At 72.4% G+C, this 16819-nt stretch carries 17 protein-coding genes, 2 pseudogenes and 1 riboswitch; of the genes and pseudogenes, 1 reads left to right on the forward strand and 18 read right to left on the reverse strand.

Features of this window, described 5'->3' with window-relative positions; translation table 11 throughout:
* Nucleotides 1–91: 91 nt before the first annotated feature.
* The 7 genes from EF918_RS06345 to rpsB form a co-directional block, all read right to left on the reverse strand.
* On the reverse strand, nt 92–1192 hold the full coding sequence (locus EF918_RS06345) for a thiamine ABC transporter substrate binding subunit (protein ID WP_125642093.1): 1101 nt from the start codon (nt 1190–1192) through the stop codon (nt 92–94).
* 98 nt (nt 1193–1290) lie between these two features.
* Nucleotides 1291–1400, reverse strand: a riboswitch (TPP riboswitch).
* 20 nt (nt 1401–1420) lie between these two features.
* A complete protein-coding gene (gene rlmN / locus EF918_RS06350) occupies nt 1421–2533 on the reverse strand; it encodes a 23S rRNA (adenine(2503)-C(2))-methyltransferase RlmN (protein WP_125642096.1) in 1113 nt (370 codons plus the stop codon).
* Between the two features lie 106 nt (nt 2534–2639).
* Nucleotides 2640–3623 (reverse strand): phosphatidate cytidylyltransferase, encoded by a 984-nt coding sequence (locus tag EF918_RS06355; protein ID WP_125642099.1) that lies wholly within the window; start codon nt 3621–3623, stop codon nt 2640–2642.
* Complete coding sequence (gene frr / locus EF918_RS06360; RefSeq protein WP_125642143.1) at nt 3623–4180, reverse strand: ribosome recycling factor; 558 nt, start codon at nt 4178–4180, stop codon at nt 3623–3625. The genes EF918_RS06355 and frr overlap by 1 nt, the downstream gene beginning before the upstream one ends.
* A gap of 75 nt (nt 4181–4255) precedes the next feature.
* A complete protein-coding gene (gene pyrH, locus EF918_RS06365) occupies nt 4256–5038 on the reverse strand; it encodes a UMP kinase (RefSeq protein ID WP_125642102.1) in 783 nt (260 codons plus the stop codon).
* 162 nt (nt 5039–5200) lie between these two features.
* Nucleotides 5201–6034, reverse strand: a complete 834-nt coding sequence (gene tsf, locus EF918_RS06370) for a translation elongation factor Ts (RefSeq protein ID WP_125642105.1) — start codon at nt 6032–6034, stop codon at nt 5201–5203.
* A gap of 135 nt (nt 6035–6169) precedes the next feature.
* On the reverse strand, nt 6170–7024 hold the full coding sequence (gene rpsB / locus EF918_RS06375; RefSeq protein ID WP_125642108.1) for a 30S ribosomal protein S2: 855 nt from the start codon (nt 7022–7024) through the stop codon (nt 6170–6172).
* Nucleotides 7025–7301: 277 nt separating this feature from the next.
* Here rpsB and EF918_RS06380 point away from each other — a divergent pair.
* Nucleotides 7302–7631: pseudogene (locus EF918_RS06380) on the forward strand (peptidoglycan DD-metalloendopeptidase family protein); the annotation flags it as partial.
* Nucleotides 7632–7778: 147 nt separating this feature from the next.
* On the opposite strand, the gene EF918_RS06385 reads toward EF918_RS06380, so the two are convergent.
* The 11 genes and pseudogenes from EF918_RS06385 to lepB (EF918_RS06435) all read right to left on the reverse strand — a co-directional run.
* Nucleotides 7779–8318: a TetR/AcrR family transcriptional regulator gene (locus EF918_RS06385; RefSeq protein WP_185921610.1), complete on the reverse strand. Its 540-nt coding sequence runs from the start codon at nt 8316–8318 to the stop codon at nt 7779–7781.
* Nucleotides 8319–8388: 70 nt separating this feature from the next.
* Complete coding sequence (whiG, locus tag EF918_RS06390) at nt 8389–9225, reverse strand: RNA polymerase sigma factor WhiG (RefSeq protein ID WP_125642112.1); 837 nt, start codon at nt 9223–9225, stop codon at nt 8389–8391.
* A gap of 209 nt (nt 9226–9434) precedes the next feature.
* Nucleotides 9435–10643 (reverse strand): DNA-processing protein DprA, encoded by a 1209-nt coding sequence (gene dprA / locus EF918_RS06395; RefSeq protein ID WP_125642115.1) that lies wholly within the window; start codon nt 10641–10643, stop codon nt 9435–9437.
* Nucleotides 10640–12304 carry a YifB family Mg chelatase-like AAA ATPase gene (locus EF918_RS06400; protein WP_125642119.1) on the reverse strand — a complete coding sequence of 555 codons (1665 nt, stop codon included), beginning with the start codon at nt 12302–12304 and terminating at the stop codon, nt 10640–10642. Before EF918_RS06400 ends, dprA begins: the two co-directional genes overlap by 4 nt.
* The gene (locus EF918_RS06405; RefSeq protein WP_125642122.1) at nt 12304–12666 is read right to left on the reverse strand and encodes a YraN family protein; all 363 of its coding nucleotides are present in this window, start codon (nt 12664–12666) and stop codon (nt 12304–12306) included. Before EF918_RS06405 ends, EF918_RS06400 begins: the two co-directional genes overlap by 1 nt.
* Nucleotides 12667–12798: 132 nt before the next feature.
* Nucleotides 12799–13107: a DUF2469 domain-containing protein gene (locus EF918_RS06410; RefSeq protein ID WP_006139554.1), complete on the reverse strand. Its 309-nt coding sequence runs from the start codon at nt 13105–13107 to the stop codon at nt 12799–12801.
* Nucleotides 13108–13162: 55 nt separating this feature from the next.
* Complete coding sequence (locus EF918_RS06415; protein ID WP_260609921.1) at nt 13163–13630, reverse strand: NUDIX hydrolase; 468 nt, start codon at nt 13628–13630, stop codon at nt 13163–13165.
* Between the two features lie 157 nt (nt 13631–13787).
* A complete protein-coding gene (gene lepB / locus EF918_RS06420; RefSeq protein ID WP_125642125.1) occupies nt 13788–14561 on the reverse strand; it encodes a signal peptidase I in 774 nt (257 codons plus the stop codon).
* A 41-nt stretch (nt 14562–14602) separates the two neighbouring features.
* On the reverse strand, nt 14603–15493 hold the full coding sequence (gene lepB / locus EF918_RS37995) for a signal peptidase I (RefSeq protein WP_125642127.1): 891 nt from the start codon (nt 15491–15493) through the stop codon (nt 14603–14605).
* Nucleotides 15411–16426, reverse strand: a pseudogene (gene lepB, locus EF918_RS06430) (signal peptidase I); the annotation flags it as partial. The gene lepB (EF918_RS37995) and the pseudogene lepB (EF918_RS06430), both read right to left, overlap by 83 nt.
* A partial coding sequence (gene lepB / locus EF918_RS06435; protein ID WP_125642130.1) for a signal peptidase I occupies nt 16419–16819 on the reverse strand: 401 nt, incomplete at its 5' end. The gene lepB (EF918_RS06435) and the pseudogene lepB (EF918_RS06430), both read right to left, overlap by 8 nt.

Below are 16819 nucleotides of genomic sequence, written 5' to 3' on the forward strand. Positions count from 1 at the left end.
CGGCCCCGGCGGCCGGTCACCGGCCGGCCGGCCGGGGGCGAGCCGGCCGGCCGGGGTCCGGTCGGCCGGCCGCCGGCCGGCCGGGAGCCCGCTACTTCACGACGAGCGAGGTCCACGCCTTGACCCACTGCTCACGGTTCTTGGCGATCGCGTCCGGAGCGACGGTCTCCGGCTTGTCGATCACCACGCCGTGCTTGGTGAAGACCTCCGGGAGCTGCGCGTCCTTGAGGACCGGGTTCACGAACATCTTCAGCGGCATGTCCTCCTGGAACTTCTTGCTCACCAGGAAGTCGATCAGGGCCTTGCCGCCCTCCTCGTTCGCCGCGCCCTTGAGCAGGCCCGCGAACTCCACCTGGCGGAAGCAGGTGCCGGTGGCCACGCCCGTGGGGGCCTCGGCCGGCTGCGGCTCGCCGTAGAGGACCTCGACCGGCGGGCTGGAGGCGTAGGAGACCACCAGCGGGCGGTCGCCCTTGGCCTTCTTGCCGCCCGCGGAGCCGGAGAAGCGCTCGTTGTAGGCCTGCTCCCAGCCGTCGACGACCTCGACGCCGTTGGCCTTGAGCTTGCTCCAGTAGTCCTTCCAGCCCTCCTCGCCGTACTTGCCGACGCTGGCGAGCAGGAAGCCCAGGCCGGGCGAGGAGGTCGCGGCGTTCTCGGTGACCAGCAGGTTCTTGTACTCGGGCTTGACCAGGTCGTCGAGGGTCTGCGGCGGCGCGATCTTCTTCTCGGCGAAGTAGGCCTTGTCGTAGTTGACGCAGATGTCGCCGGAGTCGACCGGGGTGACCCGGTGCTGCGCCTTGTCGAGCTGGACGTCGTCCTTGACGCCGGCCAGGCCCTTGGCCTCGTACGGGGTGAAGAGCCCGTTGTCGAGGGCGCGCGAGAGCATGGTGTTGTCGACGCCGAAGAAGACGTCGCCGCGCGGGTGGCCCTTGGTGAGGATCTCCGCGTTGAGGGCGGCGCCCGCGTCCCCGCTCTTGAGCACCTTGACGGTGTAGCCGGAGGTCTGCTCGAACTCCTTGAGGACCGCGTCGGTCACGTCGAAGGAGTCGTGGCTGACCAGGGTCACGGTCTTCGAGTTCGGGGACCCGCTCGCGGCGTCCTTGTCCTGGGCGTCGCCGCCGCCGCACGCGGCCAGCGTCGTCACACCGAGGGCAGCGGCGAGCGCCGTGCCCGCCAGCTTCTTGGTGGTGCTCAAAGTGATTCCTCCTGGAGTGGACCAGGAGAAGACGCGGCCCCGCCCGGGCGCTGACGATCTGACGATACGGAGCGGACGCCCGGGCAGGGCGCAACAGCTTGAGGTGATGACCGAACTTCCTACCCAGAATGACCTGGGCAAGGTTCTGAGGGTCTGCGGCTGACGGTTGCCGCACTCTCAGCGCTGTGGCGCTCCCCTGTCGGAATATGTGGATGTACGGCTGCCAGATTACCGCTCGCTCGCCGCGAGCTGGCCGCAGGCTCCGTCGATCTCCTGTCCGCGGGTGTCCCGGACCGTGACGGGCACGCCGTGGTTCGCGATGGCCTGCACGAACGCCCGCTCGTCCTCGGGACGGGAGGCGGTCCACTTCGAGCCGGGGGTCGGGTTCAGCGGGATCAGGTTCACGTGGACCCGCTTGCCCTTGAGGAGGCGGCCCAGCAGGTCGCCGCGCCAGGCCTGGTCGTTGATGTCGCGGATCAGGGCGTATTCGATGGAGATCCGGCGGCCGGACTTCTCTGCGTACTCCCAGGCGGCGTCGAGGACCTCGCGGACCTTCCAGCGGGTGTTGACCGGGACCAGGGTGTCGCGCAGCTCGTCGTCGGGGGCGTGCAGGGAGACGGCGAGGCGGCACTTGAAGCCCTCGTCGGCGAACCGGAGCATGGCCGGGACCAGGCCGACCGTGGAGACGGTGATACCGCGCTGGGACAGGCCCAGGCCGTCCGGCTCGGGGTCGGTCAGCCGGCGGATGGCGCCGACGACCCGCTTGTAGTTGGCCAGCGGCTCGCCCATGCCCATGAAGACGATGTTGGACAGCCGCGCCGGGCCGCCGGGAACCTCGCCGTCGCGCAGGGCGCGCATGCCGTCGACGATCTGGTGGACGATCTCCGCGGTGGACAGGTTGCGGTCCAGACCCGCCTGGCCGGTGGCGCAGAACGGGCAGTTCATGCCGCAGCCGGCCTGCGAGGAGATGCACATGGTCACCCGGTCGGGGTAACGCATCAGGACGGACTCCACGAGGGTGCCGTCGTGCAGCTTCCACAGGGTCTTGCGGGTGGTGTCCTCGTCGCAGGAGATGTGCCGGACGACCGACATCAGGTCGGGCAGCAGCTCCTGCTGGAGCTTCTCGCGGGAGGCGGCGGGGATGTCGGTCCACTCCGCCGGGTCGTGGGCGTAGCGGGCGAAGTAGTGCTGGGAGAGCTGCTTGGCCCGGAACGGCTTCTCGCCGATCGCGGCGACCGCCTCGCGGCGCTCGGCGGGGCTGAGGTCGGCGAGGTGCCGCGGGGGCTTCTTGGCTCCGCGCGGGGCGACGAAGGTGAGCTCTCCCGGTGCGGGGCGGGCCATGGCAGGTACTCCTCGGAAGACGAAAGGCGCGCCGCATGCAGCAGCGCGCCCTTCCAGGGTACCGGCAGTGCCCGGGCCCGGCCCCGGACCCGGACGGCGGACGGTCTCAGCCCGTGCCGACGAAGGCCGCCAGGAGCAGCCACACCACGGGGGCCGTGGGCAGCAGCGAGTCCAGGCGGTCCATGATGCCGCCGTGGCCCGGCAGCAGGGTGCCCATGTCCTTGATGCCCAGGTCCCGCTTGATCATCGACTCGCCGAGGTCGCCGAGCGTGGCGCTGACCGCCACGGCCAGGCCCAGGATCAGGCCCTGCCACCAGCTTCCGCCGTCGATCAGGAACTGCATGCACAGCGCGCCGGCGGCCATGGCGAACGCCACCGCGCCGAACAGGCCCTCGCGGGTCTTGCCGGGGCTGATGCGCGGGGCGAGCTTGTGCTTGCCGAAGCGCCAGCCGACCGCGTAGGCACCGGTGTCGCTGACCACGGTCAGCACCAGGAAGGTGACCACGCGCTGCGGGCCGTCGTCGGCGGTGAGCATCATCGCCACGAACGTGGCCAGGAACGGCACGTAGAACGCGGCGAACACACCGGCCGTGACGTCCTTGAGGTAGTCCTCCGGCGGCTCGGTCATCCGCCACACGAGCACGGCGAGCGCCGTGAGGGCCATCGCCACCCAGGCGCCCTCGGCCCCGCGGACGTACCCGGCGATGACCATGGCCGCGCCACCGAGGGCGAGCGGCACCAGGGGCGCCTTGATTCCCTTGCGCTCCTGCAGCCGCGAGGTCAGCTCCCACAGGCCGACGACGACCGCGACGGCGATGACGCCGACGAAGACCGCCTTGACGATGAACAGCGAAGCGAAGATCACCGCACCGAGGCCGACGCCGACCCCTATGGCCGCACGCAGGTCGCGCCCCGCCCGCTTCTTGGGCGGCGGCGGGGAGGAGGCCTGCGGGGCCTGCGAAGGTGGCGTGGGCATGGGCTCCTGCGGCGGCAGCTCGGTAGGGACCGGGGGGCCGCCCGGAAGGGCAGCTCCCCGATCATAAGCCGCACCCACGGGAACCGGCTCCGCGGCCCAGGGAGAGTCGTTCATCAGACCTCGAGCAGCTCGGCTTCCTTGTGCTTGAGCAGCTCGTCCACCTGCGCGACGTACTTCGCGGTGGTGTCGTCGAGCTCCTTCTCGGCGCGGCGCACCTCGTCCTCGCCGGCCTCCTTGTCCTTGACCAGCTTGTCGAGGGCGTCCTTGGCCTTGCGGCGCACGGAGCGGATCGACACGCGCGAGTCCTCGGCCTTGCCCTTGGCGACCTTGATGTAGTCGCGGCGGCGCTCCTCGGTCAGCTCGGGGAACACCACGCGGATGATGTTGCCGTCGTTGCTCGGGTTGACGCCCAGGTCGGAGTCGCGGATGGCCTGCTCGATGTTGCGCAGGGCGCTCTTGTCGAACGGGGTGACGACGGCCATGCGCGGCTCGGGCACGGAGAACGACGCCAGCTGGTTGATGGGCGTGATGGCGCCGTAGTAGTCCGCCACGATCTTGTTGAACATCGCCGGGTGCGCACGGCCGGTGCGGATCGCGGCGAAGTCCTCCTTGGCCACCACGACGGCCTTCTCCATCTTCTCCTCGGCCTCGAGGAGGATTTCTTCGATCACCACGTGCTCCTGCATGTCTTGAATGGATGGTTCAGGCGGGCGGGCGTGCCGGGCCACGGGGGCCCGGCGGAGCGCTCAGGCCCGGGTGCCCTGGTCGCTCACGAGCGTGCCGATCTTCTCACCCTTGACGGCACGGGCGATATTGCCCTCGGCGAGCAGTTCGAAGACCAGGATCGGCAGCTTGTTGTCGCGGCACAGCGTGATGGCGGTGGCGTCGGCGACCTTGAGGTCGCGGGCGAGCACCTCGCCGTACTCCAGGGCGTCGAACTTGACGGCGTCCGGGTTGGCCTTCGGGTCGGAGTCGTACACGCCGTCCACGCCGTTCTTGCCCATGAGCAGCGCCTCGGCGTCGATCTCCAGGGCGCGCTGGGCGGCGGTGGTGTCCGTGGAGAAGTAGGGCATGCCCATACCGGCGCCGAAGATCACGACGCGGCCCTTCTCCAGGTGCCGGACGGCGCGCAGCGGGATGTACGGCTCGGCGACCTGACCCATGGTGATGGCGGTCTGGACGCGGGAGTCGATGCCTTCCTTCTCCAGGAAGTCCTGGAGGGCGAGGCAGTTCATGACCGTGCCGAGCATGCCCATGTAGTCGGAGCGGGCACGGTCCATGCCGCGCTGCTGGAGCTCGGCGCCTCGGAAGAAGTTGCCGCCGCCGATGACGACGGCGATCTCGGCGCCGTCACGGACGACGCCCGCGATCTCGCGCGCGATGGCGTGCACGACGTCGGGGTCGACACCCAGCCCGCCGCCGCCGGAGAAGGCTTCGCCCGACAGCTTCAGCAGGAAACGGCGGACGCCCTTGCGGTCGTGGTCGCTCTGGTCGTGGGATGCGGTGTGGGGGTCCACGCCCTGATTCATGGGATCTCCTCGTGCACATACGAAGAAGGCCATTGCCGGTGGGTCCTTGCGGTTCCCTCTACGGCAATGGCCTCCTCGTCAGATCTGCGGTCGTCCTGCGCGAACGCGGACGACTGCCTCAGACCCTACCGGGGTCCGGGTGTCCGTCGCGTACGGACGGACTCAGATGCCGACCTTGATGCGGGTGAAGCGCTTCAGGGTGACACCGGCCTCGTCCAGGATCTGCTGGACGGTCTTCTTGTTGTCCAGCGCGTACGGCTGGCCGAGGAGGGTGGCCTCCTTGAAGAAGCCGTTGATGCGACCCTCGACGATCTTCGGGAGCGCAGCCTCGGGCTTGCCCTCGGCGCGGGTGGTCTCCTCGGCGACACGACGCTCGGTCTCGACGACCTCGGCCGGGACGTCGTCCTTGGAGAGGTACTTCGGCGCGAAGGCGGCGATGTGCTGGGCGACACCGCGGGCGACGTCGCTCTCCTTGTCGAGCTCGACCAGGACACCGATCTGCGGGGGCAGGTCGGGCATGGTGCGGTGCATGTAGGCGTGCACGTAGCCGTTGTCGTACTGCGCGAAGCGGTCCAGGACGATCTTCTCGCCCAGGTTCGCGTTGGCCTCGTCCACGAACGCCTGGACGGTCTTGCCGGCCTCGATCTCGGAGGCGAGCAGCGCGGCGATGTCGGCCGGCTTGGTGGCGGCGACGTGCGCGGCGATGGCCTTGGCGACGTCCTGGAACTTGTCACCCTTGGCGACGAAGTCCGTCTCGCACTTCAGCTCGACCAGGACACCGGAGGTGGCGTCGTCGGCGATGAGGGACACGACGGCACCGTTCTCGGCAGAACGGCCCTCGCGCTTGGCGACGCCCTTCTGACCCTTGATGCGCAGCGCCTCGACGGCCTTGTCGACGTTGCCGTCGGCCTCGTCCAGGGCCTTCTTGCAGTCCATCATGCCGGCGCCGGTGAGCTCGCGGAGCTTCTTGACGTCAGCGGCGGTGTAGTTCGCCATGAGTCTGTGATTCTCTCTCGAAGTCGTAGATCTACGGGTGAACGGCGGAGGAGTCGCGCTCGTGGCACGCCTCCCCCGCCGTCATCGTCCGTGCTGCGAGTGCCCGGAACGTGAACGCCGGGCGCTCTCAGTGGGTCAGGCCTGCTCGGCCTCGGCGGCCGGAGCCTCCGCAGCGGGGGCCTCGGCGGCGGCCGGGGCCTCGTCCGCCTTCTTCTCACCCTCGAGCAGGTCGCGCTCCCACTCGGCGAGCGGCTCGCCGGCGGCCTTGTCGCCCGGCTTCGAGTCACCGGCGGCAACGCCGGAACGGGCGATCAGGCCCTCGGCGACGGCGTCGGCGATCACGCGGGTGAGCAGGGTGACGGAGCGGATCGCGTCGTCGTTGCCCGGGATCTTGTAGTCGACCTCGTCGGGGTCGCAGTTGGTGTCGAGGATCGCGACGACCGGGATGTGGAGCTTGCGCGCCTCACCGACGGCGATGTGCTCCTTCTTGGTGTCGACGATCCAGACGGCGCTCGGCACCTTCTGCATCTCGCGGATACCACCGAGGGTCTTCTCCAGCTTGGCCTTCTCGCGGGAGAGGACCAGGAGCTCCTTCTTGGTGAGGCCGGAGGCGGCCACGTCCTCGAAGTCGATCGCCTCGAGCTCCTTCAGACGCTGAAGGCGCTTGTAGACGGTGGAGAAGTTGGTGAGCATGCCACCCAGCCAGCGCTGGTTGACGTACGGCATGCCGACGCGGGTCGCCTGCTCGGCGATCGCCTCCTGCGCCTGCTTCTTGGTGCCGACGAACATGATGGAGCCGCCGTGCGCGACGGTCTCCTTGACGAACTCGTAGGCGCGGTCGATGTACGACAGCGACTGGAGCAGGTCGATGATGTAGATGCCGTTGCGCTCGGTGAAGATGAAGCGCTTCATCTTCGGGTTCCAGCGACGGGTCTGGTGACCGAAGTGGACGCCGCTCTCCAGCAGCTCCCGCATCGTGACGACGGCCATGGCCGTATCTCCTTGGTTTCTCGGTTTCATTCCTGACGCCCCGGCGCGTCCTGCCCCCGTCGAAGGGGACCGAGGGACGCTGCCGCCTGACCGTGAGACCGGCCGGCGCTGGGGCGTGCGAAGTCGACCCGGTGACCCGGATCGCCACAAGAAGTGTACGGGACCCGTACCCGTGCCGGGTGACGCGGCCGTCCACAAGCCGCCGGTCGTCCACAGGCCGGAGCGGGCGGCGGGGGTCCTGCGGGACGCTGCGGGCATGACGACGATGCTTCTGATCATGCTGCTGGCCGTGCTCCCGGGGCCCGGCCCGGCGCCCTTCGTACGGCCGCTCCCGGCGCCGCTGGAGGTGCTGCGCTGGTACGACCCGCCACCCACCCCGTACGCCGCCGGGCACCGGGGCGTGGACCTGGCCGCGCGTGCCGGGGACGGGGTCCGGGCGGTGGGACCCGGGCGGGTCCATTACGCCGGACAGGTGGCGGGGCGCGGCGTGCTCTCGCTCACCCTCCCGGGCGGCCTGCGCACCACGTACGAGCCGGTGCGGGCCCTGGTGGCCGAAGGGGCCGAGGTGAGCGCCGGCCAGGTGGTGGCCGTGCTCACCGAGGGCGGCCACTGCGGGGCGTCCTGCCTGCACTGGGGGCTGCTGGCGGGCGAGGCGTACCTCGACCCGCTGGCCGTGCTGCCGCGCACGGTGCCCCGGCTGCTGCCGCTGGCCGTGCTGCCGCGCACGGTGCCCCGGCTGCTGCCGCTGGCCGGCTCAGCCCCGTACGCCGCGCAGGGCCATGGCGACGGCCACCTCGGTGACCTCGGCGGGGTCCTCGGCGGCGCCGAGCTCGATCCGGCGGACCGCCGCGTCCACGACGCCCTGGAGCAGCATGGCGGCCAGCGTGGGCCGGGCGTGGCCGAGCGCGGCGAGCGCCTCGACGACCATGGCCACGAGCCCGCCGTGGGCGGCCCGGATCTTCTCGCGGGCGCCGGCGTCCAGCTCGCTCGCGGAGATCGCCACGACCGCGCGGTGCCGGCGGTCGCCGACCAGGGCGAGCTGGCTGCGCACATAGGCCTCGATCTTGGCCTGCGGCTCCTCGACGGCCTCCATGGCGGCCTCGATCTCGGCCGCCCAGACCGGGAAGTCCACGGCGCACAGTTCCTCGACCACGGCGGCGCGGGAGCGGAAGTACTCGTAGACGGAGGACCGGGCGAGCCCGGTCCGCTCGGCGAGGGCGGGGAAGGTCAGGGCCTCCGTCCCGCCGTCGGACAGCAGGGACCGCGCGGCGTCCAGCAGGGCGGCGCGCTGCATCGTCCGGTGCTCGGCCACGGAGGCCGCTCGAATCCTGGGCACCCGTCCACTGTACGGAGCGGGCGCAAGGTCAGCGGCCGACATCCGCCAGCTTTGCCCGGAGTTGCAGCACGGACTTGGTGTGGATCTGGCTGACCCGGCTCTCGGTGACGCCGAGCACATGACCGATCTCGGCGAGGGTGAGCCCCTCGTAGTAGTAGAGGGTGACGACGGTCTTCTCCCGCTCGGGCAGCGTGTTGATCGCCCGGGCCAACAGCCGGCGCAGCTCACGGTCCTCGGCGACCTCCTCCGGGTCGTCGGCGGCGGTGTCCTCCAGGGTGTCCATCAGGGACAGCCGGTCGCCGCCCTCGCCGCCGACGTGCAGCAGCTCCTCCAGCGCGACCACGTTGGCCAGGGACAACTGGCTGAAGACCGTGTGGAGTTCCTCGACGGCGATGCCCATCTCGGCGGCCACCTCGGTCTCGGTGGGGGTGCGCCGGAGCTGGGCCTCCAAGGTGGCGTAGGCCCGTTCGACGGCCCGCGCCTTCTGCCGCACGGAGCGCGGGATCCAGTCCAGGGCCCGCAGCTCGTCGATCATCGCGCCGCGGATCCGGGTGATCGCGTACGTCTCGAACTTGATGGAGCGGTCGATGTCGAACTTCTCGATGGCGTCGATCAGCCCGAAGACCCCGGAGGAGACGAAGTCGGCCTGTTCGACGTTGGGCGGCAGGCCCACGCTGACCCGGCCGGCCACGTACTTCACCAGGGGTGAGTAGTGCAGGATCAGCTGCTCGCGCAGCCGCTCGTCCCCGGTGTCCTTGTACGAGCGCCACAGCGTGTCCAGGGACGAGGGCGCGGTGGACCGCACGCTGCCACGGGCAGCGGGGGGCACCGCAGCGCGGTCAGACCCTGAGGTGTGCTGGGGCATGCTTCGCCTTTGTGGGGGCCGGATTCGTGGGGAGCGTAGCGTGACGGAACAGTCGCGGTGCGCGAAGAGTACGGGATCGTGCGGGGCCGCCGAGGCTGTCCCCGTCGCACGGGAGGTCCGGGACCGGCGCCCCGCGCACGGTCCCGGCGGCTGCCACCGGAAGGACGGCTTCTGTCATCGGCTTCACTCTTTCACCGGAACACCCCTGGTCAATGACCGCCTCGCCGGGCGCCACCGGTTCGAGTGGCCCCCTCCTCCGGCCGAGGGGTCAACCTCCAGCCCTCGCCCTGCCGTTCGACGAACCCCAGAGAGTGAAGTTCGTACAGTCTGCCGATGGCTTCATCGGTCCCGGTGCCCGCGGCCGACGCCACCTCGCCGACCCCGGCCGGGCGCCCGGCGGGCAGTGCTTCGAGCACCCGCGCCGCGGCCGGGGCGAGCAGGTCCCGGGCCAGCACCGGCCCCCGGCGCTCGGGGGCCAGCTCGCCGATCCCGCCGACCAGTTCGACCACCTCCGCGGCGTCGCCGACCAGGGTGCCCTCGGCCCTCAGCAGCTCGTGCACCCCGGCCGACAGGGCGCTGGTCACGGGGCCGGGCACGCCCATGGTGTACCGGCCGAGGTCGCGGGCCCGGCGCACGGTGACCAGCGATCCGCTGCGCAGCGCGGCCTCCACCACGACCGTGCCGCGGGTGAGGGCGGCGATGACCCGGTTGCGCAGCACGAACCGGCTCCGGGTGGGGTGGCAGCCGGGCGGCAGCTCGGCGAGCAGCAGTCCCTGTCCCGCGATCCGGCCCAGCAGGGCGGCGTGCCCCCGCGGGTAGGGCACGTCCACCCCGCAGGCCAGCACCGCCACGGTGGCCCCGCCGGCGGCCAGCGCCCCGCGGTGCGCGGCCCCGTCGACCCCGAAGGCACCGCCGGAGACCACCACCCAGCCCCGCTCGGCGAGCCCGGCGCCGAGCACCTGCCCCATGTGGGCGCCGTACGGGGTGCAGGCCCGGGCCCCGACGACCGCGACCGAGCGCAGGGCCCAGGTCCGCAGGTCGGGTCCGCCGCGGAGCCACAGGCCGAGCGGCCGGGCGTCGCCGAGGTCGTCGAGCTGGCTCGGCCACTCCGCCGAGCCGGGGCAGACGAACCGCCCGCCCAGGCCCGCGATCAGCTCCAGGTCCCGGTCAGGCCGGGCGGTGGCGGCCCGTGCCCGGTACCCGGCGAGCCCCTGCGGGGTCACCCCGTCCAGCGCCCGGGCGGCCTCCTCCTCCGGCCCGGTCAGCAGCCGTATCACCTCGGCGGCGCCGCGCTCGCGCACCCAGCGCCCGGCCCGCTCGTCCCCGGGCTCGGCCACCCGGGTCAGCGCGGCCCGCGCCCGCACCTCCGCCCCGACCCGGGCCCCGTCCTCGCCCTCGCCCTCGCCCTGGTACGTCATCGCGCACCTCCCGGGCCGACCGGCACCCCTCGGGCGATACCGGTGCGCAGTTCCAGGGCGACGGCCACGTCCAGGGCGTCGGGCCGGTCCTTGCCGCCGAGGTCGGCCACGGTCCAGGCGACCCGCAGGACCCGGTCCAGGCCGCGGGCGGTGAGCAGCCCGCACTCCAGGTCCCGTTCGGCCTGGGCGAGGGCGCCGGGGGCAGGCTGCCAACGGGTGCGCAGCTCGTGCCCGGGGACCTCGCCGTTGACGCTCCAGGGGGTGCCCGCGAGCCGGGCGGCGGCCCGGGCCCGCGCCGTGGCCACCCGTGCGGCGACGGCGGCGCTGGCCTCGCCCTGCCCGCCGCGCCCCATCAGGTCGGACCGCGCGACGGGGTCGACCGCGACCCGCAGGTCCACCCGGTCCATGAGCGGTCCGGAGAGCCGCCCCTGGTAGCGCCGGACCACCGAGGGCGGGCATTCGCACCCGGCCCCGACCAGGCCGTGCCGGCCGCACGGGCAGGGGTTGGCTGCCAGGACCATCAGGAAGCGGGCGGGGAGCCGGACCACCCCGGCGGCCCGGGCCACCACCACGTGCCCGGACTCCAGCGGCTGCCGCAGCGCGTCGAGCACCCGGCTGCTGAACTCGGGCGCCTCGTCCAGAAAGAGGATGCCGCGATGAGCCAGCGAGACCGCCCCCGGTCTCGGCAGGCCCTGGCCGCCGCCGATCAGCGACTGGAGGGTGGCCGAGTGGTGCGGGGCGCAGTAGGGCGGCCCGCCGACCAGCGGCTCCCCGGGAGGCAGGGTCCCGGCGACCGAATGGACGGCGGTGACCTCCAGGGACTCCTGCCGGGTGAGCGGCGGCAGGATCCCCGCCAGCCGCTCGGCCAGCATGGTCTTGCCGGCGCCGGGCGGCCCGCTGAGGTACAGGTGGTGGCCGCCGGCCGCGGCCACCTCCAGCGCCCGCCGGGCCAGCCGCTGCCCCGCGACGTCGGCGAGGTCGGGCAGCCCGGGCGGGCCCGGCTCCCCGTCGCCCCGGCCGCCGTCCGGGCGCGTCCCGGCCGGATACCGGGCCAGCCCCGTGCCCAGGCCCGCGCCGGGCAGCACCAGCCCCGCCACCATGGGGTCGGGCCGGCCCGGCAGGACCGGAGGCTCCTCCTCGGGCACCTCCCCGTCGGTGAGGACCGCGAGGAGCTGGCGCAGGCTGCGGACGCCCAGGACCGAGACGTCCGGGACGAGGGCGGCCTCGGCGGCGCACTGCTCGGGGACGACGACCTGCCGGTACCCGGCGTCCGCCGCGGCGAGCACCGCGGGCAGGATCCCCCGCACCGGCCGGACCCGGCCGTCGAGCCCGAGCTCGCCGATCAGGACCAGGTCGGCGATCACGGCGGGGTCGATCCGCTCGGCCGCGCTGAGGATCGCCGTGGCCACGGCGAGGTCGAATCCCGAACCGGACTTGGGCACGGAGGCCGGGCTCAGGCCCACCGTGAGCTTCTTCTGCGGCCAGGGCGCACCGGAGTTGACCACCGCCGCCCGGACCCGGTCGCGGCTCTCGACCAGGGTCTTGTCCGGCAGGCCGACCAGGGTGAAGGCGGCCAGGCCGGCCTCCAGGTCGGCCTGGACCTCGACGACCACGCCCTCGACGCCGACCAGCGCCACCGAGCACGTCCGTGCGAATCCCATCAGGCCACCCCCCTGATGTGCTCCACCACGGCCGCGCCGCGGCGTGGCAGCACCACGGTGACCAGGTCGATCCGCACCCCGCCCGGCGGACTTCCGCCGTGGTCGGCCAGCCAGCCCTCGGCGAGCCGGCGCAACCGCTCGACCTTCGTCGGCGGCACGCCCGCCGCCGGATGCTCGAAGCCCTCCGACCGGCGGGTCTTGACCTCGCAGATCACCAGGGCGTCGCCGTCACGGGCGACGATGTCGACCTCACCGCCCCGGCCGCGCCGCCAGTTCCGTGCGACGACGGTCATCCCGGCGCGGGTCAGCCGCCGCGCGGCCAGCTCCTCGCCGTACCTGCCCAGTGCCCCTCGTGCGTCCATCCGGCACCACCTCCGGTACCGAAGGTGCCGCACCGGACAGCCACGAGTGGATCTTGGTGGACAACCCGGCCGTTGTGGACAACGCCGTCACCCACAGGGGTGAAAGCACGAGGGGAGGGCAGGGCCGACGGCCTAGCTGCCGGGGAGCTCCAGGTCGCTCTTGTTGAGCTCCTCGATGTTCACGTCCTTGAAGGTCAGCACCCGGACCTGCTTGACGAACCGGGCCGGCCGGTACATGTCCCAGACCCACGCGTCGGCCATCGTGACCTCGAAGAACACCTCCCCCTGGACCGAGTGCACCTGCATCTCGTAGTCGTTGGTGAGGTAGAAACGGCGTTCGGTCTCGATCACGTACTTGAACAGCCCGACGACGTCGCGGTACTCGCGATAGAGCTTCAGCTCCATCTCGGTCTCGTACTTCTCGAGGTCCTCGGCGCTCATGGCATGTTCCCCTTCAGCCGTGCGTCCCCCTATTGTGCGCCAGGCTCGTGCGCCCCTAAACGATTTCGGGGGCCAGGACCACCGGCGCACCCGGGGGGCCTTCGTCGAGCAGCTTGCGGAACAGCTCGGCGAGTCTGGTCGGGTACACCGTCTCATGGGCCGCCGACAGTTCCTCGGAGGTCCACCACCTGGTCCCGGTGACGCTGCGCCGCTCCAGCTCGGTCAGGCCGCCCAGGACGGTTTCGGTCTGCCGGGTGCGGGCCAGGAAGTACCACTCGTCCTGCTCCCAGCGGCGCCCGTCGAAGGGGAAGGCGCAGTACCGGTGCCAGAGCACCGGGCCCAGCTCCACGTCCGTGATCCCGGTCTCCTCGGCCAGCTCTCGGAGGGCGGCCTGCTCCCGGCTCTCGCCGGGCTCCAGCCCGCCGCCCGGGGTGAACCACCAGTCGCGGCCGGGGTCGGCCGGCTCGAAGCCGTGCAGCAGCAGGATCCGGTCCGCCGGGTCGAGCAGGATCACCCGCGCCACCTGCCGCGGCCCACCGGACCCGGCCCCGCCGTCGGCGCCCTGGTCGGCGCCGCCGTCAGCACCCTGGTCGGCCCCGCCGTCACCACCCTGGTCGGCCCCGCCCTCGGCGCCGGCCGCGCCGGCGTCCCCGGCGGTGCCCCGGTCCGGCACCTCGTGCTCAGCGTCCACCGACCGCCTCCGCGGTCCGCCTCCGGCGGCGCCCCGCCAGCCGCGCCAGCGGCCCGTACGCGCACCCGGCCGCCACCAGCACCGCGCCCAGCCCCACCGCGGCGAGCTGGAGCTTCAGCGGCCCCGGCTGCGAACCCGGCTCGCCCAGCACGGCGTAGGTCGCCCCGGGCCGGTCCAGCATGTGCACCGACGGCCACACCCGGGCGTCCACCCGGCCGGTCACCGCACCGCGCGGCACGGTGCCCTGGCCGGCCTCCTGGAGGTGGGCGCGGGAGTCCAGGGAGGCGGCCCGGCGGTCGCCGAGCAGGAAGAGGTTGTCCTCGGGCACGGTCACCTCGAACGGCGTGTCCGAGGCGGCCCCGGACGGCCCGGTCTCCAGGTACGGCTCGTCCAGCTCCTTGCCGTTCACGGTCAGCCGCCCGCCCTGCCCGCAGCAGCGGACGGTGTCGCCGCCGACGGCGACGACCCGCTTGACCATGGGGGCGTTGCTCCACACGGCATCAGTGAAGATCACCACGTCGCCGCGGCGCACCTGCGCGCCGTCGACGCGCTGGGCGAGCACCCGGTCGCCGGGCCGTACCGTCGGGACCATCGAGTCGGTCGGCACCGTGAACGGCTGGTAGACCAGCGCCCCCCAGACGAAACCGCCGAGGAACAGGGCAAAACCGATGGCCACGGCGATCCCGGAGAGCACGTTCCCGAGACCACCGCGGCCATCCGCACCACGTATGGGGCCCTGTGTGGACCGCTGTGTTCCGCCCATGCCTGGTCCCCCGCGTCAGGAGTACGTCGATGGGCGGCACCCTACCCGGCGGTACGTCCCCCAGCCAGCTTCCGCCGGCGCAGCAGGACCAGCGGCACCGCACCGGCCACGCCCAGGGCGGCCGGGGCCACGCCGACCGCGGCCGCGGCCGGGGCGGGCTGCTTGTCGAGGCCGGGCTGGTCGAAGGTGTCCGGGACCGGCAGGGTGGCCCAGCGGGTCACCGGCCAGGCGATGACGACGGCGCGGCCGACGACCTTGTTCACCGGCACGAAGCCGCCGGTGGAGTCCTGCATGTGGTAGCGGGAGTCCTGCGAGTTCTGCCGGTGGTCGCCCATCACCCAGATCTTGCCCTTGGGCACGGTGAGCGGGCCGAACGGGGCGTCGTCGCAAGCGGTGTTGCCGGGGAAGATGTACGGCTCGTCCAGCTCCTTGCCGTTGACCTTGACCGGGCCGCCCTTCTTGCACTCGACGGTGTCGCCGCCGACCGCGATGACCCGCTTGATCAGGTCCTTCTCGTCCGCCGACGGCATCAGGCCGATCTTGCTGAGGACCTGCTGCACCAGGTTCGGCTGCGGAGTGGGCTCGCCCGCGAGCCAGTTGGCCGGGTCGTGGAAGACCACGACCTCGCCGCGCTCGGGCTCGGAGCCGAACCACGGGGTGAGCTTGTCGACCAGGACCCGGTCACCGCGCTGGAGCGTGTCCTGCATGGAGTCGGACGGGATCGAGAACGCCTGGACCAGGAAGGTCTTGATCAGCAGGGCGAGCAGCAGCGCGATACCGATGAGGAGCGGCAGCTCCTTCCAGAACGAGCGCTGCGGACGCTCTTCGGCGTCCTCCGCGTCCTCGCCCCCCTGGCCCTCGGTCTCGGGCTCGACGGCATCCTCCGGCCGCTTCTCGGGTTCGTCGCGTCCGGATCGCGCGCCTACTGCCACATCCCCCACATCCACTCCTCAACCTCGCAATGCGTCGTCGCCCGCGCCCGAACGGCACGGGTCCTCCCCTCCCTTAACGACCGGGAGTTCCCAAGGGCGCGGGAGACCGAGGACACACTATGCGACGGGTGGGCCCCTCCGGCGCCGTCGCCGCGCGCGATCCGGAACCGAGCCGAAGGTCGCCGGACGCTCCAGCCGCTTCCAGTGGTCGTACGGCCAGGCGATCACCACGGCCCGTCCGACCACGCCGCTCTCGGCGATGGTGCCCTGGAACGCCTCGTCCAAGTGGTAGCGGGAATCGGCGGAGTTGGAACGGTGGTCGCCCATCACGAACAGCCGGCCCTGCGGCACCCGCACCTCGAAGCGGATCTCGCTGGGCGGGTCGCCCGGGTTCACGTACGGCTCATTCAGGGGCGTGCCGTTGACGGTGACCCGGCCCTCGGCGTCGCAGCAGGCGACGGTGTCGCCGCCGACCCCGATGGCGCGCTTGATCAGGTCCTGCTCGTCCGCGGAGGGCAGCAGGCCGATGAACGTCAGCACCTGCTTGACCTGTTTGACGCCCACCGGGTCGGGCTCCGGCCGGGCCGCCTCGCCCGTGAGCCAGCCGCCGGGGTCCTTGAAGACCACGACGTCGCCCCGTTCGACCGTGGCGCCGAACCACGGGGTGAGCTTGTCGACCAGCACCCGGTCGCCGATCCGGATGGTCTGCTCCATCGAGCCGGAAGGGATGAAGAAGGCCTGCACCAGGAAGGTCTTGAGCACCAGCGCGATGCACAGGGCCACGGCCACCAGCAGCGGGAGCTCGCCGGCCCGGCGGGTGCGCCGGCGCCGGCGCAGCCGGCGCAACTGGATGCGCCGGTGCGCCCGGCCGCCCTCCAGGGTCTCGAAGCTGGGTTCGGGCCGGTCGCGCCGGTCCCGCCCCCGGCTACCCATGCCCACCGCCGCGCCGGTCGGCCGCGCCCCACCGGGACGCCGGCCAGCCGATCCAGTCGGCCCGGCCGATGACCTTGTCCACCGGCACCATCCCCCCGCCCGGCTCCCCGAGGTGGTCCCGCGAGTCACGGGACTGGGAGCGGTGGTCGCCCATCACCCACAGGGTGCCCAGCGGGACGACGATCCGGAAGGGGACCGCCGAGGGGGCATCGCCGGGATACAGGTACGGCTCGTCCACCGGGGTCCCGTTGACCGTGACCCGGCCGGCGGCGTCGCAGCAGACCACGTGGTCGCCGCCGACGCCCACGACGCGCTTGACGAAGTCGGTGTCGGAGGGCTCCGCCACGCCGAGGGCCGAGGCGGCGCCGCGCAGCAGCGAGGCGACCGGGCCGG

Source organism: Streptomyces sp. WAC06614, assembly GCF_003949795.1.
In the GTDB taxonomy this organism is placed as follows: domain Bacteria; phylum Actinomycetota; class Actinomycetes; order Streptomycetales; family Streptomycetaceae; genus Streptomyces.